16 protein-coding genes are annotated in these 14,995 nt (G+C 56.6%); all 16 read left to right on the top strand.

The window, feature by feature from the left end:
• Positions 1–11: 11 nt before the first annotated feature.
• The 16 genes from HCH_RS23295 (at position 12) to flhA (ending at position 14,968) form a co-directional block, all read left to right on the top strand.
• Positions 12–932 (top strand): flagellar assembly protein FliH, encoded by a 921-nt coding sequence (locus HCH_RS23295; RefSeq protein ID WP_011398934.1) that lies wholly within the window; start codon positions 12–14, stop codon positions 930–932.
• Positions 916–2,289, top strand: a complete 1,374-nt coding sequence (gene fliI / locus HCH_RS23290; RefSeq protein WP_049781063.1) for a flagellar protein export ATPase FliI — start codon at positions 916–918, stop codon at positions 2,287–2,289. The genes HCH_RS23295 and fliI overlap by 17 nt, the downstream gene beginning before the upstream one ends.
• Before the next feature lie 26 nt (positions 2,290–2,315).
• Positions 2,316–2,768: a flagellar export protein FliJ gene (fliJ, locus tag HCH_RS23285; RefSeq protein ID WP_011398932.1), complete on the top strand. Its 453-nt coding sequence runs from the start codon at positions 2,316–2,318 to the stop codon at positions 2,766–2,768.
• A gap of 276 nt (positions 2,769–3,044) precedes the next feature.
• Positions 3,045–3,350: an STAS domain-containing protein gene (locus tag HCH_RS23280; protein ID WP_011398930.1), complete on the top strand. Its 306-nt coding sequence runs from the start codon at positions 3,045–3,047 to the stop codon at positions 3,348–3,350.
• Between the two features lie 66 nt (positions 3,351–3,416).
• Positions 3,417–5,153 carry an ATP-binding SpoIIE family protein phosphatase gene (locus tag HCH_RS23275; protein ID WP_011398928.1) on the top strand — a complete coding sequence of 579 codons (1,737 nt, stop codon included), beginning with the start codon at positions 3,417–3,419 and terminating at the stop codon, positions 5,151–5,153.
• 2 nt (positions 5,154–5,155) lie between these two features.
• Positions 5,156–5,503, top strand: coding sequence for an Hpt domain-containing protein (locus HCH_RS23270; RefSeq protein ID WP_011398927.1), 348 nt, complete (start codon positions 5,156–5,158; stop codon positions 5,501–5,503).
• 339 nt (positions 5,504–5,842) lie between these two features.
• Positions 5,843–6,886 (top strand): flagellar hook-length control protein FliK, encoded by a 1,044-nt coding sequence (locus HCH_RS32690; RefSeq protein WP_049781062.1) that lies wholly within the window; start codon positions 5,843–5,845, stop codon positions 6,884–6,886.
• Between the two features lie 102 nt (positions 6,887–6,988).
• Positions 6,989–7,513, top strand: coding sequence for a flagellar basal body-associated FliL family protein (locus HCH_RS23260; protein WP_011398925.1), 525 nt, complete (start codon positions 6,989–6,991; stop codon positions 7,511–7,513).
• A 136-nt stretch (positions 7,514–7,649) separates the two neighbouring features.
• A complete protein-coding gene (fliM, locus tag HCH_RS23255; protein ID WP_011398924.1) occupies positions 7,650–8,672 on the top strand; it encodes a flagellar motor switch protein FliM in 1,023 nt (340 codons plus the stop codon).
• Entirely contained in the window at positions 8,636–9,154 is a 519-nt protein-coding gene (gene fliN, locus HCH_RS23250; protein WP_011398923.1) for a flagellar motor switch protein FliN, read from the top strand. Before fliM ends, fliN begins: the two co-directional genes overlap by 37 nt.
• A 44-nt stretch (positions 9,155–9,198) precedes the next feature.
• Positions 9,199–9,630, top strand: coding sequence for a flagellar biosynthetic protein FliO (gene fliO / locus HCH_RS23245; RefSeq protein WP_148212649.1), 432 nt, complete (start codon positions 9,199–9,201; stop codon positions 9,628–9,630).
• On the top strand, positions 9,617–10,378 hold the full coding sequence (fliP, locus tag HCH_RS23240) for a flagellar type III secretion system pore protein FliP (protein WP_011398921.1): 762 nt from the start codon (positions 9,617–9,619) through the stop codon (positions 10,376–10,378). The genes fliO and fliP overlap by 14 nt, the downstream gene beginning before the upstream one ends.
• A 24-nt stretch (positions 10,379–10,402) precedes the next feature.
• Positions 10,403–10,672, top strand: a complete 270-nt coding sequence (gene fliQ, locus HCH_RS23235) for a flagellar biosynthesis protein FliQ (RefSeq protein ID WP_011398920.1) — start codon at positions 10,403–10,405, stop codon at positions 10,670–10,672.
• Between the two features lie 11 nt (positions 10,673–10,683).
• On the top strand, positions 10,684–11,469 hold the full coding sequence (gene fliR / locus HCH_RS23230; RefSeq protein WP_011398919.1) for a flagellar biosynthetic protein FliR: 786 nt from the start codon (positions 10,684–10,686) through the stop codon (positions 11,467–11,469).
• A gap of 85 nt (positions 11,470–11,554) precedes the next feature.
• Positions 11,555–12,691 (top strand): flagellar biosynthesis protein FlhB, encoded by a 1,137-nt coding sequence (gene flhB / locus HCH_RS23225; protein WP_011398918.1) that lies wholly within the window; start codon positions 11,555–11,557, stop codon positions 12,689–12,691.
• A gap of 108 nt (positions 12,692–12,799) precedes the next feature.
• Positions 12,800–14,968 (top strand): flagellar biosynthesis protein FlhA, encoded by a 2,169-nt coding sequence (gene flhA / locus HCH_RS23220; protein ID WP_011398917.1) that lies wholly within the window; start codon positions 12,800–12,802, stop codon positions 14,966–14,968.
• Positions 14,969–14,995 lie beyond the last annotated feature (27 nt).

Genomic DNA, 14,995 nt, shown 5'->3' with positions numbered 1-14,995 from the left:
AGAGCCAGCCGATGAAAGATCAACCCGAAACCATCCCCAAGGAAAAACTGACGGCCTACGAGCGCTGGGAGCTGCCGGTTATGGGGGAGCAGCAGAAAACTCCCAAGATCAAACCGCCTACGGCGGCGGAGCTGGAGAGCATCCGCGAGAGCGCTTATCAGGAGGGGCTTGAACAAGGCAAGGAAGAAGGCTTTCAGAAAGGCTTTGAACAAGGACATGCCGAAGGCAAACGCAAAGGCGAGCAGCAAGGCCTGGAGCAGGGGCGTAAGAGCGGCGAAAGCGAGGCGGTGAAGACCAAAAGCGCGGCCATCGACAAAGCCCTGACGCACTTCGAAGAGCTGGCGGCCGAGCTGGAAACGCCGATCCGCAAACACCAGGACGAAGTGGAGGAGGCGCTGCTCAATCTTGTGCTGGCGATTTCACGGGCGGTGGTGTTCCGCGAATTGAAAGTGGATCGCTCGCAAATTCTGCGAGTGCTGCAGGAAGCCCTGGCGGCGCTGCCCAATACAGAAGAATTGGTCACAATCTATCTGAATCCACAGGACCTGGCGTTCGCCAAAGAACACTTACCTCCAGAAAGAGGAAGCCGGTATCAGGCGGACGCCGCCCTGATGGAGGGCGGGTGTCGCGTCGAGACCCGTCATACGTTGCTGGACTTCACTGTTGAGAAACGATTCCAGACCACCGTACAGCAAATGCTGTCCCGTCACAGTGATGATGTCTCTTTGCAGGAAACCAAAGATTTCACCGATCAAATGGGAGAAATGAGCGATCTGCACCGGGACTTGTTGGAGAAAAACGCGGAGGCGGCGTATTCCGTTTCCGAAACGCCTGCTGAGCAACCCGACATCGAGGCGAGTGGGGCGGATAAGCTGAAACAAGCGCCGTCTGAGACTCAGGAAACGCCGGAGGGCGATGATGAGTCTGGTTGAGCGGCTACGCAATTACGAGCGCTTTGTGCCGGCTCAGGCGCGTCCTGAGCTGAATGGTCGTCTGACGCGCGTTGTGGGGCTCACCCTGGAGGCGGTTGGGTGTCCCATGACTCTGGGAGAGCGTTGCCTGATCGAAGTCCGCGGCGGCCGTATGGTCGAGGCGGAAGTAGTCGGCTTCTCCGATGAGAGAGTTTACCTGATGCCGCTGGCGGCGGTGGAAGGCCTGCAACCCGGCGCCAAAGTGAAGCCGATGTCCGGAGTAGGACGCATTGGCGTGGGCGCCTGTCTGCTGGGACGCGTATTGGATGGCGCCGGCGAGCCATTAGACGGTCGCGGTCCATTGCAGGCGGAGCATCACGTTGAACTGTTCGGCGCGCCGATCAATCCTTTGCACCGCGCGCCCATTCGGGAAAAACTCGATGTCGGCATTCGCGCCATCAACTCATTGTTAACGGTGGGCATCGGCCAGCGTCTGGGATTGTTCGCCGGCAGCGGCGTGGGCAAGAGTATGCTGCTCGGCATGATGACCCGCTTCACCACCGCGGACATCATTGTGGTCGGTCTGGTAGGGGAGCGCGGTCGCGAGGTGAAAGAATTCATTGAGGACATTCTCGGCGAAGAAGGTTTGCGCCGCGCTGTGGTGGTGGCGTCTCCCGCCGACGACTCACCGTTGATGCGCTTGCGCGCAGCGGTCCTGACCACGCGCATCGCCGAGTACTTTCGTGATTTGGGCAAAAACGTACTGTTGTTGATGGACAGCCTGACGCGCTACGCCCAGGCGCAACGGGAAATCGCCCTGGCGGTGGGCGAACCGCCGGCGACCAAAGGCTATCCCCCTTCGGTATTCGCCAAACTGCCGCAACTGGTGGAGAGGGCGGGCAACGGCAAACCCGGCGGCGGCTCCATTACGGCGTTCTATACTGTGCTGACGGAAGGGGACGATCAGCAGGACCCCATCGCCGACGCCGCAAGGGCGATCCTCGACGGCCATATTGTCCTTAACAGACGCCTGGCGGAGGAAGGGCATTATCCCGCCATTGATGTCGAGGCCTCCATCAGCCGGGTCATGCCGCAAGTTACCACGCCGGACTATTTGCAGAGGGCGCAGCGTTTCAAGCAGTTGTACGCCCGCTACCAGCAGACGCGGGACTTGATCAGCGTCGGCGCTTACGCGCCCGGTTCCGACAAGGAAACCGATTACGCGATTGAAAGATTTCCCCACATGCGCAAATTTTTACAGCAAAGTCTGCGGGAACGCGCTACGCTGAATGATAGCGCACAAGGGTTGAATCAATTGTTCACCCCGGCTCCGGCGCAAGGCGCCGCGCCCAGAGCCCCGGCGAAACCCCAGGGGTGACTCCACTTTAGTTCAGGTGCTTTAACGTGGCGGAGAAAAAGAAGTCGCAAAGGTTGTCGTTAGTGCTTGATCTGGCGGAGCGGGACGAGGAAGACGAGCGCAAGAAAATGGGCGAAATCCGGCGCAGAGTGGAACAGGCGGAAGGCAAGCTGGAGCAGCTGGTCGCCTATCACCGTGATTATCAGGATGAATTAAGGGGTACTCAAAACGGCGTACGTTCAGTGCGTCATATTCAAACCTATCATGTCTTCATCAGCAGGCTGGGCTCGGCCATCGAGCAGCAGCAACAGCAGTTATTGCTGTTGAAACAGCAGTTGTCGCAACAGACGGACGTGTGGCGGGCGGCGTACCAGAAAAAAAATAACATGCAGGACTTTATTGATCGTTGCAAAAAAGAGGAAGCCTATTACGAGGACAAGAAGCAACAGCGCAACTTGGATGATGCTGTCGGTCGACGCGCCTATCACAACAGACATTAAGACACTGTAGAAAAAGCTTTTTGGTTTTAGCGAGTTAGCTGGAACAGGCGGAAAATGTGCCTGAAAGTCAGTTTTTGGTTGCGAATAAACAGCAGCCAGGAGAATGAAAACTGGAAATTTAGTAAAAATCAGCTATTGATGAATTAGTAAGAATATGAGTATTGAAATTCACTGCATACTATTCGTAATATCCTGAATTTCAAATAAAAAGAACACATAATGGATCTAACCGATCCAGATGGTTTGATTAGGGGAGCGCCAACAGAAGGAGGCAATATGTCTATAACGACAAGCCGCTCTGACGATAATGCCGAACTGACCATTCGCATTAAAGGGCGATTTGATTTCAGTTCCCACCAGGAATTCAGGGATGCGTACGAAAACCCTGAGGGACCGTTCGAGCAGTATAAGATCGATATGACGGAGACGACGTATCTGGACAGCTCCGCCTTGGGGATGTTGTTGTTATTGCGGGATTATGCAGGCGGCGACAACGCTAAAATCTGCATCACCAATTGCAATAATGATGTCAGGAAGATATTGACGATTTCCAATTTTGAACAATTGTTTGTTATTCAATAAAGCGCCCGCAGACTTCGGGCGTCTGAAACGGACTTTCCGCCATTTATGCGCCTATCGGGTATTGCTATGAAACAATCCCTGGACTCAGAAATGGCCTCGTCCGTTCTTGGGTCCCAGAAAACGTTAAAAATTCTCATCGCCGACGACAACCAGTCCGATCGTATGATCCTGCAGAATATCGTCAAAAAGCAGGGGCATGATACGGCGACAGCGGTGGATGGCGTCGACGCCATCGAGAAATTCTCCGAGTTCCGGCCGGACATTGTCCTTCTGGACGCCCTGATGCCTCGCATGGACGGCTTCGAGGCGGCGCGTAAAATCAAGTTGCTGGCCGGCGAAGACTTGATTCCCATTATTTTTCTCACCTCTCTCAGCGACGCGGAATCTCTCGCCAAATGCCTTGAGGCGGGCGGCGACGACTTTCTTTCCAAACCCTACAACCGCATTATCCTGCAAGCCAAGATCAACGCTTTCAACCGCATGCGGATAATGCATAAGACCCTGTTGCGGCAACGGGACCAGATCGCCGAGCACAATGACCATATGGTGCGTGAGCAGCAGGTCGCCAAAACGGTGTTCGACAACGTGGCCCATGTGGGCTGCCTCGGCGCCAACAATATCAAGCATCTGCTTTCGCCTCTGGCGGTTTTTAACGGCGACGTGTTGTTGGCCTGTCAGAAACCGTCCGGCGGCATGCATGTGCTGCTGGGGGATTTCACTGGCCATGGCCTGCCCGCAGCGATCGGCGCCATGCCCCTGGCGGAGATTTTTTATGGCATGACCAGCAAAGGTTATGCGCTGGGAGATATTCTCCGGGAAGTGAATCAGAAGCTGCGTAAAATTCTGCCAGTGGGCTTTTTCTGCTGCGCCTGTATGGCGGAATTGAACTTCGAGCAGGAAGAAATCGAGATCTGGATCGGCGGATTGCCGGATTGCTATCTGGTGCAGGGCGATCAGTTGATTAAGGTCGCCTCCAACCGCCTGCCTCTTGGCATCCTCAAAGGCGAAGCCTTCGACGCGCGCACCTATCGCTTTGAAATGAAACACGGCGACCGGGTGTATTTGTGGTCGGACGGCATTGTCGAAGCGACCAACGCCAAAGGCGAAATGTTTGGCGAGCAGCGCTTGCAACAGGTCTTCAACGCCAATCTGCGGGAGCTCAACCTGTTTGAAAAAATCCGCCGCTCCGTGGTCGACTTCATGGGCGAGGGCGGTCCCAGCGATGACCTGACGCTGGTGGAGCTGACCATGATGCCGGTGAAGGAGCTGGGGATAGAGAACAACTATCTCACCAACACCGGTCTCAAAGGCCCGCAGCACTGGCGCATGGCGTATGAGCTGTGCAGCGACTCCCTGGCGGTGTTTGATCCGGTGCCCCTGTTGTTGCAGATCGCCATGGAAGTGCCCGGACTGCGCACGCGTAACGGCGAGATGTTCACCATTCTCAGCGAACTCTACACCAATGCCCTGGAGCATGGCGTGCTGGGCCTGCACTCCAAGCTCAAAGGCAGTCCGGATGGATTTGCGGAATATTATCGTCTGCGCGAAGAGCGCATCCGGCGACTGGACGGGCATTTTGTGAAGGTGGACGTTCGCCACAAAGGCGCGGTCGCCGGTGGCGTGCTGACGATTCGAGTGGAAGACAGCGGAAAAGGCTTTGATTATCAGAAGCTCGACGGTAAATTACCGGGTCCGACCTGTTATAGTGGTCGTGGCACGGCCCTGCTGCTCTCCATGTGCAGCCGCGTGGAGTACTTCGGGCAGGGTAATATCGTTGAAGTGGATTATGAGTGGCAAGCTTGAATATGAGTTCGAACGATCTGTCTCACCTTGATATGGGCGCACTGGCGGAATTGCGGGAAGTAATGGAAGACGACTTTCAGATATTGGTGGAGACCTTTATCGGAGATACGGTCGAACGTATGCGCGCCATTCGCGCGACGCTGGATAGCAATGACCCGGACGCATTCAGTCGCGGCTGCCACAGCGTCAAAGGCAGCGCCACCAATCTGGGGTTGCCTGCGTTGTCCGAACTTTGTCGGCAGGGCGAATTGATTGGCAAGTTCAAGCAGATGGAGAAAGCGCGGGAAGTGTTTGACTCCATCGAGCAGGAATTTGAAGTGGTGCAGTCCTTATTACGGGAACAGGTGTAGCGGGCGCTGCATCATCCCTGCCGGCAGTATGAGCCGGTTGTATTCGCTGAAAAATCCTGCCTTTATTTTTTTCCTCTTTACCTCCCTCTCAGGCTTTGACCCCGTTCAGGCGTAACCTGGCCTGATCTGTGCATTTATCCCATAAAACGATGGTTTTGCCGCTTTCGCGACAGCGATTTGCCGCGCGGAGGCCGTGAAGCCCGTTGCATCCGCAGATAAGTTGTAACTTGGATTTGAGGACAGTAAATGGACAGCTCAGTGGCATTTATTGATGTACCCAAAGTCGCGCCGAAATCGTCTCCAAAGCCGTCAGGCAATCAGAGGGGTGAGGCTAACGCTATGAATGATAAGGAAGATCGCTTCTCTGAGGTGCTGGATCGGGAAGTTGCGGATAAGACCGACAAAGTGGACAAGAAAGACGTCAAAGCAGAAAAAGGCGATGAGAGAAAAGCGCCTGTTGACGCTGAAGCGTCAGAGGACGCGGCGACGGTTGCGCAAGCAGCGCTGGCGGACATGGATCAGACCGCGTCGCAGAGCGGAGTGAATTTGCCGTCGGGGGAGCAAACCATCACGGAAGGCGACGAAATCTCAATCGAGGGGATGGCCCTGGCTGAATTGTCAGTGGATAAAGAAGAGGGCGCAGATCCAACCGGGCAAAACGCGTTGACGCCGCTGGCGCGGGCGGTGCATGACGCCGTTGAGGAGGTTGAGGGCGATGCGGAGACGGTGGTGGGGGATAAAAAGGGCGGTGAGCAGATCAAGTTGACCCAGGCGCTTGCCGCAAACGGCAATAGCGGAGGGCGGGAAGCCGGCGCCGATGGGGAAGCCCTGGACGCAGCGCTGCTGAAGCTGGCGGAGTCGCAGAGCGCGGCCAAACCCGGCGCCTTGCAAGGAGTCGCCGCCAACATCCGAGCGGAATTCAAGGTTGACGCCGCTGCGCCGCCTTACGTCACCACGCTGCAGCAACCGGTGCAGGGAGATGACTGGGGCGAGGGCATGGCGCAGAAGGTGGTCTGGTTCGTGGGACAGAAGATTCAATCCGCCAGCGTGCATCTGAATCCGCCGGAGCTGGGCCCCATCGAAATGAAAATTCATGTGCAGAAAGATCAGGCCCATGTTCAGATTCAAAGCCCTCACGCCATCGTCCGCGATATGGCGGAAGGAACGGCGCATCGATTGCGGGAACTGCTGGCGGAGCAAGGTTTGCAATTATCCCAGTTCGATGTCTCCAGTCAGCAGCAACAGACGGGCGCCGGTAGTGGTCAGGAATCCGGCGGCGCCGATGGCGGCCTGGTTGCTGGAGAAGGGGACGAAGAGGGCGCCGCGGCGCTGGGCGTTGAGCAAGCGCTGGCCACGGATCGCATGGTGGATTATTACGTCTGATGATTTTTCACTGAAAAATCAAAGGAATGAACTACACTTATCGACAAGGAGGCGGTGACCTCCACAGTAATCGGATTATCTGTCGATAGTGGAAGCAGAGATATGGCGAAAGATAACAGTGGAGAAGGCGGAGAGGAGTCTGGTAAGTCTGGCGGCTTAAGCAAAAAGATGATTATTATTGTCTCGCTGGTTTTGCTGATTGCTGTGGGAGCCAGTGTGGGAGTGACCATGATGTTGCTAAAGTCTTCCCCGGATGACGGCTCGGATACGTCGGCGGAAGGCGGCGAGCAGGCTGCGCCGGTGAAAGCGGAAGCTATCTATTACGATATGCGGCCGCCACTGGTGGTCACTTTCGATTACAAAGGCAAGCAGCGTTTTTTGCAAGCGAGCATCAGTTTGCTGACTCGGAATCAGGGCGTGCTGGACGGGGTAGATCTGCATATGCCCGTCATCCGTAACCGATTGATAAATTTGTATAGCGGCAAAGATTTTGAAAACGTGCAGACGGATGAAGGTCGGCTGGCGCTGCTGTCTGAGTCGCTGGAAGCAATCAACACTGCTCTGAAGGAGCAGGGCGTGGATGGAGAAATTGAGCAGGTGCTGTTTACCAATTTCGTGTTGCAGTAACCGTGGGCGCAGTGTATCGAATCGCCGCGCTGAAACGCTGTCATCGCTGCAGGCGGGGCTTGTTATAGGCCCGTCTCAGGTGATAGAACTAGACGCATAACATTTCCTGTTAGACCCTGGGTCAAGGTGTAGGGCTGTGCAAGATCTATTATCCCAAGACGAAATTGATGCGCTCTTACATGGCGTGGACGATGGCGACGTCGACACCGAGGAGGATGTCGATGCGGCGGGGGTGCGCAGTTACGACCTGACCAGCCAGGACCGTATCGTCCGTGGGCGCATGCCGACTCTGGAGATGATCAACGAACGCTTCGCCCGCTATACCCGTATCAGCCTTTTCAACCTCTTGCGCCGCAATGCCGACGTCGCCTCCGGCGGCGTGCAGATTCTGAAGTTTGGGGAATATATTCACACGCTTTACGTGCCCACCAGCCTTAATCTGGTGAAGATTCGCCCCCTGCGTGGGACCGGCCTGTTTATCCTGGACGCCAAACTGGTGTTCAAACTGGTGGACAACTTTTTCGGCGGCGACGGCCGTCACGCCAAGATCGAGGGACGGGAATTCACGCCGACGGAAATCCGCATCGTGCAGATGGTGCTGGAGCAGGTGTTCCATGACATGAAGGAAGCCTGGAATGCGGTGATGAAGGTGGACTTCGAGTACGTCAACTCAGAAGTTAATCCGGCCATGGCGAACATTGTCAGCCCCAGTGAAGTGGTGGTGGTGAGCACCTTCCACATTGAACTGGACGGCGGTGGCGGAGACATGCATGTGGCCATGCCGTACTCCATGATCGAACCCATCCGCGAAGTGCTCGACGCCGGCGTGCAGAGCGACGTTGACGATGTGGACGAACGTTGGATCAGCGCTTTACAGCAGGACATTCTGGAAGCCAGGGTGCCGCTTAACGCCGCCGTGGTCAGACAAAAGATTTCTTTGCGCTCTCTGTCGAGACTGAAGCCCGGAGACGTGATTCCGGTTGAACTGCCGGAAACCATTACGGTGACAGCGAACGGCGTGCCGATTTTCATCGCCAAGGTAGGGCAGTGCAACGGTAATCTGGCGCTCAAGATTGTAGATAAGATTAAGCGGTCGGCGGCGACGCCGACGAAGGAGGCGCAATGGCTGAAGACGACGACAATAAAGAAAACGATCTAGACGATACGAAGTCTGACGATGAGGCGCTGGCGGACGAATGGGCTGCTGCGCTGGGTGAACAGGAAGCGACCGACGCTGATGGCGGTAGAGAGGATGAATGGGCCGCTGCTATGGCGGAGGCGGAGAGTGCGGAGGCCAAGGGAAAAGGCGCTGATGACGACATCCGCGCCGCGTCTTTCGAAACTTTTGACGAGACGATGCCGACCAGCGCGCCAGGGGCGCCTGATCTGGACGTGATTCTGGATATCCCGGTCACCATTTCCATGGAGGTCGGCAACACCCAGATCGCCATTCGCAACCTGCTGCAGCTCAACCAGGGGTCGGTCATTGAGTTGGACCGTCTGGCTGGGGAGCCTTTGGACGTGTTGGTTAACGGCACGTTGATCGCCCATGGCGAGGTGGTGATGGTCAACGAAAAGTTCGGCATTCGTTTGACGGACGTCATCAGTCCTTCCGAACGCATCAAGAAGCTGCGGGGGTAGGGTTGAAACGTACCGGACTTAACTTAACTGCGCTATGCGTCGCCATGACCACGAGCCTGTGGCTCTGGGCGCCGGGCCTGGCGCGGGCGGCGGAAGAAGCCGCCGCCAAGAAGCCTGTGGCCGGCGTGGAGGCGGGGCAATTGCTGCAAGTCGGCGGCGCCTTGGTGCTGGTGCTGGCGCTGATCGGCGGAGCCGCCTGGATGATGCGTCGCTTTACTGGCTTGGCGCCGCAGCAACAGCAACATCTGAAAATGCTGGCGGTGCTGCCTGTGGGAACGCGGGAGCGCATTGCTTTATTACAGATCGGCGATCGTCAAATAATCGTCGGCATTACTCAACATCAAATCACCAACCTGCTCACATTGGACGAGCCGCTAGAACTGTCGCCGCATAGCGGCGAGTTTGCACGGAAGTTGCAGAGCCTTTTGCGTCGTACTGAAAACGAAGCAAAAGGCGAAGCGAATGGCGCGCAATAGGGTCCTGCGGTTAACTTACCTGATCTTGTTTTTGATGCTTCCTGGAGTCGCCTGGTCGGCTCAGGACGCCATCCTGCCGGCGGTCAAACTGGTGACCAATCCAGACGGCACGCAGGAATACTCCGTCACCCTGCAAATTCTCGCGCTGATGACGGCGCTGACCTTTATCCCCGCTTTCCTGATGATGATGACGTCTTTCACCCGCATCATCATCGTGTTTTCCATTCTGCGTCAGGCGCTCGGCTTACAGCAGGCGCCGTCCAATCAGATTCTGGTGGGCATCGCGCTGTTCCTGACCTTCTTCATCATGGGACCCACATTCAAGCAGGCCAACGAGGTTGCGCTGCAGCCTTACCTCGCTGAACAACTGACGGCGCAGGAAGCGGTGGCCAAAGCCAGCGAACCCTTCCGCGAATTCATGCTGCGCCAGACCCGCGAAAGCGATCTGGGATTGTTTATTCGTCTGGCGGGGGATGAGAACAAATACGCCAACCCGGAAGAAGTACCGTTTACGATCTTGATGCCGGCGTTCGTCACCAGCGAGCTGAAAACCGCTTTTCAGATCGGCTTTCTGATATTTATTCCATTCCTGATTATCGACATGGTGGTGGCCAGCGTTCTGATGGCCATGGGGATGATGATGCTATCCCCGATCATTATTTCGCTGCCGTTCAAAATCATGCTGTTCGTGCTGGTGGATGGCTGGGCCCTGATCATGGGCACCCTGGCCGCCAGTTTTGGGGTTTAGCGCGGTCAACCGAGGAGAACGCTTATGACGCCTGAAGTGGTGCTGGATATTTTTCGAGAAGCCCTGTGGTTGATCGTCACCCTGGTGACGCTGATCGTGGCGCCGAGCCTGGTGGTGGGCCTGATTGTCAGTATTTTTCAGGCTGCGACGCAGATCAACGAACAGACCCTGAGCTTCTTGCCCCGTTTGCTGGTGACGCTGATCGTAATCATCATCGCCGGGCCCTGGATGCTGACCCAGTTGATGGAGTACACCGATATGCTCATCACCAGCATTCCTGACGTCATCGGATAGGGAGCCGGGCGGTGTTCGAGTGGACAGAGGAACAGATCGGCGCCTGGGTGGGCATGCACCTGTGGCCTTTGTTTCGCATCTCCAGCTTTATGATGACCACGCCGATTCTTGGAACCCAGATTGTGCCCGCGCGCGTGCGGTTGGCGCTGTCGCTGTTGATGACGATTCTGATCGTTCCCTCGTTGCCGCCGGTTCCGGAAGTGGACCCGCTATCCGTCAACTCGGTGGCGATCATTATTCAGCAAGTGCTGATCGGTTTGGCCATGGGGTTCGCCGTCCTGCTGCTGTTTCAGTTATTCGTGGTGACCGGGCAAATCGTGGCGATGAATATGGGGCTGGGCTTCGCCTCCATGGTGGACCCTACCAACGGCATCACTGTGACCGCGTTGAGCCAGTTCTATCTGATGTTGGTGACCTTGCTGTTTCTGTCCATGGGCGGCCATCTGGTGATGTTCGAGGCGGTAGTGGAAAGCTTCCGCTTTCTACCGATTTCAGCGCAAGAAGTTGATGTCTGGTCCTGGTGGTATCTGGCTTCACGCATCAGTTGGATGTTCGCCAGCGCGCTGATGATCGCCTTGCCCGCGGTGACGGCGCTGCTGATTGTGAATATTTCTTTTGGCGTAATGACTCGCGCGGCGCCGCAGATGAATATTTTCTCCATCGGCTTTCCGATGACCGTGTTGTTCGGACTGGTGGTGTTCTGGATCAGTATTGGCGGCATATTGCCGCAGTTCACGGTATTGAGTGAGAACACCTTTGATTTCATGCAGGTCATGCTGCAACCCCCTCCGCCATAAACCGGAGGGGAGAACGTACGCCATGGATGCGGCGCCAGATGTGTGTTGGATGCGTAAACCGAAGTTAAGACGAGCGTAACAGGCGATGGCCGAAAACGACACCAGCCAGGAAAAAACCGAGGAACCCACCCCCCGAAAGATCGAAAAGGCGCGGGAGGAAGGGCAGATTCCCCGTTCCCGTGAACTCAACACCACGGCGGTATTGCTGGCGGGCGCGGTAGGTCTTCTGGTGTTTGGAACGACTATCGGCAAAGCGCTGGAAGGCGTCTTTCGCGCCAGCTTTACGTTAACCCGGGAAGAAGTGTTTGACGCCCATCAGCCGATGATTCATCTCGGCATGGCGGCGTTGGATATGGCTATCTCTCTCGTGCCTTTCATGCTGGTGCTGCTGGTGGCGTCTTTGTTGGGGCCTATCGCGTTGGGCGGCTGGATGATGAGCGCCAAAGCGGCGGCGCCGAAGTTCAGTCGCATCAATCCGCTGGAAGGCTTAAAGCGGATGTTCTCGTTGAAGTCGCTGATGGAGCTGTTCAAGGGCGTCGCCAAGACGCTGGTGGTGGGCGGGGTGGCGCTGATTATTCTCAATTATTCCATTCCGGATCTGTTGGCGATGGGGAGTGAGGATACGATGGTGAGCATGGCCCATGCCTGCTCGCTGTTGGCCTGGAGTTTCCTGTTCCTGGCCAGTTCCATGATTCTGATCGCGCTGGTGGACGTACCTTTTCAAATCTACGACAACCAGAAGAACCTGCGCATGACCATGCAAGAGATCAAAGACGAATACAAGGACACGGAAGGCAAGCCGGAAGTGAAGCGACGGGTGCGGGAGGTGCAGTACGAGATGAGCCGTCGCCGCATGCTGCAGGACGTGCCCAAGGCGGATGTGGTCATCACCAACCCGACTCACTACTCTGTAGCGCTGAAATACGACGCCAAGAAAATGGCGGCGCCGATTGTGCTGGCCAAGGGCGCAGATCACATGGCGATGAAAATCCGAGAAATCGCCAATGCACACAAGATAGAGCTGGTGTCGGCGCCGCCATTGACCCGCTCCATCTATCATCACACGGAAGTCGGCGAAGAGATTCCCTCAGGCCTGTATCTGGCGGTGGCGCAGGTGCTGGCGTATGTCTTTCAATTGCGTCGCTATCGCGGCGGCTACGGCAAGAAGCCGCAAGGGACGCCGGACTTCACGATACCCTCTCATCTGCGCAGGGATCAGTAAGTTGAGCTAGTCTCTGTCCTCTATTCACTTTTTTGCGTACCGGCACAGTTCCTGCAAACACTCTGGGGAAACGGTTTTTTCCGTCAACCTTTTGTCGTTTGGAGTGTTATGGAACGAGCTGCCGCGATCAACAACCTGAAGGCCCTGACCCACGGCAACCTGGGCATCCCGGTGCTTCTGATGGTGTTGCTGGGCATGATGACGTTGCCGGTGCCGCCGTTCCTGCTCGACGTTTCTTTTACCTTCAATATCGCGTTGTCCCTGGTGATTCTACTGGTGTGCGTGTACGCCATGCGCCCCATGGAATTCGCCATTTTCCCGACTGTGCTGCTGGTGGCCACGTTGTTGCGTCTGGCCCTGAACGTCGCTTCCACCCGCGTGGTGCTATTGGAAGGACACGAAGGCGGCGACGCGGCGGGTAAGGTTATCCAGTCGTTCGGTGAAGTGCTGATCGGCGGCAACTACGCCGTCGGCCTGGTGGTGTTCGCCATTCTCATGATCATCAACTTTGTGGTGGTCACCAAAGGCGCGGGACGGGTGTCTGAAGTGAGCGCACGCTTCACTCTGGACGCCATGCCCGGTAAGCAAATGGCCATCGATGCGGACCTGAACGCCGGTATTATCAATCAGGAAGAAGCCAAGGCGCGCCGGGCGGAAGTGTCGCAAGAGGCTGACTTCTACGGCTCCATGGACGGCGCCAGCAAATTCGTGCGGGGCGATGCGATTGCGGGACTGTTGATCCTGGCCATCAACCTGATTGGCGGTCTCTCCATCGGCATCATACAGCACGATCTGGAGTTCAATGACGCCGTTCAAAAGTATGCGCTGCTGACAATCGGCGACGGCTTGGTGGCGCAGATTCCTTCGCTGCTGCTCAGCACCGCGGCGGCCATCATGGTGACGCGCGTCAGCACTCAACAGGATATGTCCAGCCAGGTTATCAACCAGATGTTTGGCTCCCCTCGGGCGCTGGCCATTGTCGCCGTGGTTCTGTTCATCATGGGGGTGATTCCGGGCATGCCGCACATGGCGTTTCTGGGGCTGGCGGCGGTGTTTGGAGCCATCGCGTATTTCATGTGGAAGCGCCGGCAGCAGTCGGAAGTGGTGGACGAAGGCGTGACGCCTGGCCCCAGACGTCCCGGCGCGCCGACTCAGCCCGGCGGCGGACCAGCGCTGGCGCCGGGTGAAAGCGCGCCGGCGGTGCGTGGACCGGAAACCAAAGAGTTGGGCTGGGACGATGTGGCCAGCGTCGATATCGTCGGCCTGGAAGTGGGTTACCGGTTGATTCCGCTGGTGGACAAGTCACAAGGCGGACAGCTGCTGGCCCGCATCAAAGGCGTACGTAAAAAGCTGTCTCAGGAATTGGGCTTTCTGATGCCTTCTGTACATATCCGCGACAATCTGGATTTAATGCCGAATTTCTATCGCATCACCCTGATGGGCGTGACCATCGCTGAAGCGGAAATCCATCCAGATCGGGAAATGGCCATCAATCCTGGCCAGGTCTTCGGTAAGTTGGATGGCATTCAGACCAAAGATCCCGCCTTCGGCCTGGAGGCGGTATGGATTGATCCATCCCAAAAAGAGCAGGCGCAGACGCTGGGTTACACCGTGGTGGATTCCAGCACCGTAGTGGCTACGCACTTGAATCAGGTGCTCAGCCGTCACGCTTATGAACTGATCGGCCATGAAGAAGTACAGCAGTGGCTGGAGCAACTGGGTAAGAAGGCGGCGAAGCTGGCGGAAGAGCTGGTTCCCAACACCGTTTCTCTCAGCACGCTGTTGAAAGTGCTGCAGAATCTGTTGCAGGAAGATGTGCCAGTGCGGGACATGCGCAGCATTGCGGAGGCCATCGTCAACTATACGCCTAAGACCCAGGACGCCGGTATTTTGACAGCGGCGGTAAGGGCTTCTCTGCGTCGCCTGATCGTCCAGAACATAGTCGGGGCGGAGCCTGAGCTGCCTGTTATCACGCTGGACCCAGGGTTGGAACAATTACTGCTTAAATCCATGCAACAAGCGCAACAGGCCGGCGGCATGGACGACATCGGTCTGATTTTGGAACCGAGCATGATGGAGAAACTGCAACGCTCACTGGCGGAAGCGGCGCAGCGTCAGGAAATGCTCGGTAAAGCGGCGGTCTTGCTGGTGTCCAACAGCCTGCGTCCGGTTCTGGCGCGGTTCATCAGACTCAGCGTGGAGCGCATGCATGTCCTGGCTTATCAGGAAGTGCCGGACAACAAACAAATCACCATCGTGGCGACAATCAGTGGGTAATCCCGTGCGGGCTCGTGGAGCCGGGAG

Origin of the sequence: Hahella chejuensis KCTC 2396, from assembly GCF_000012985.1 — a bacterium.
Classification (GTDB): Bacteria; Pseudomonadota; Gammaproteobacteria; order Pseudomonadales; family Oleiphilaceae; genus Hahella; species Hahella chejuensis.
Note: the sequence above shows the minus strand (reverse complement) of the source record. Positions and strands in the feature narration are given on the sequence as shown.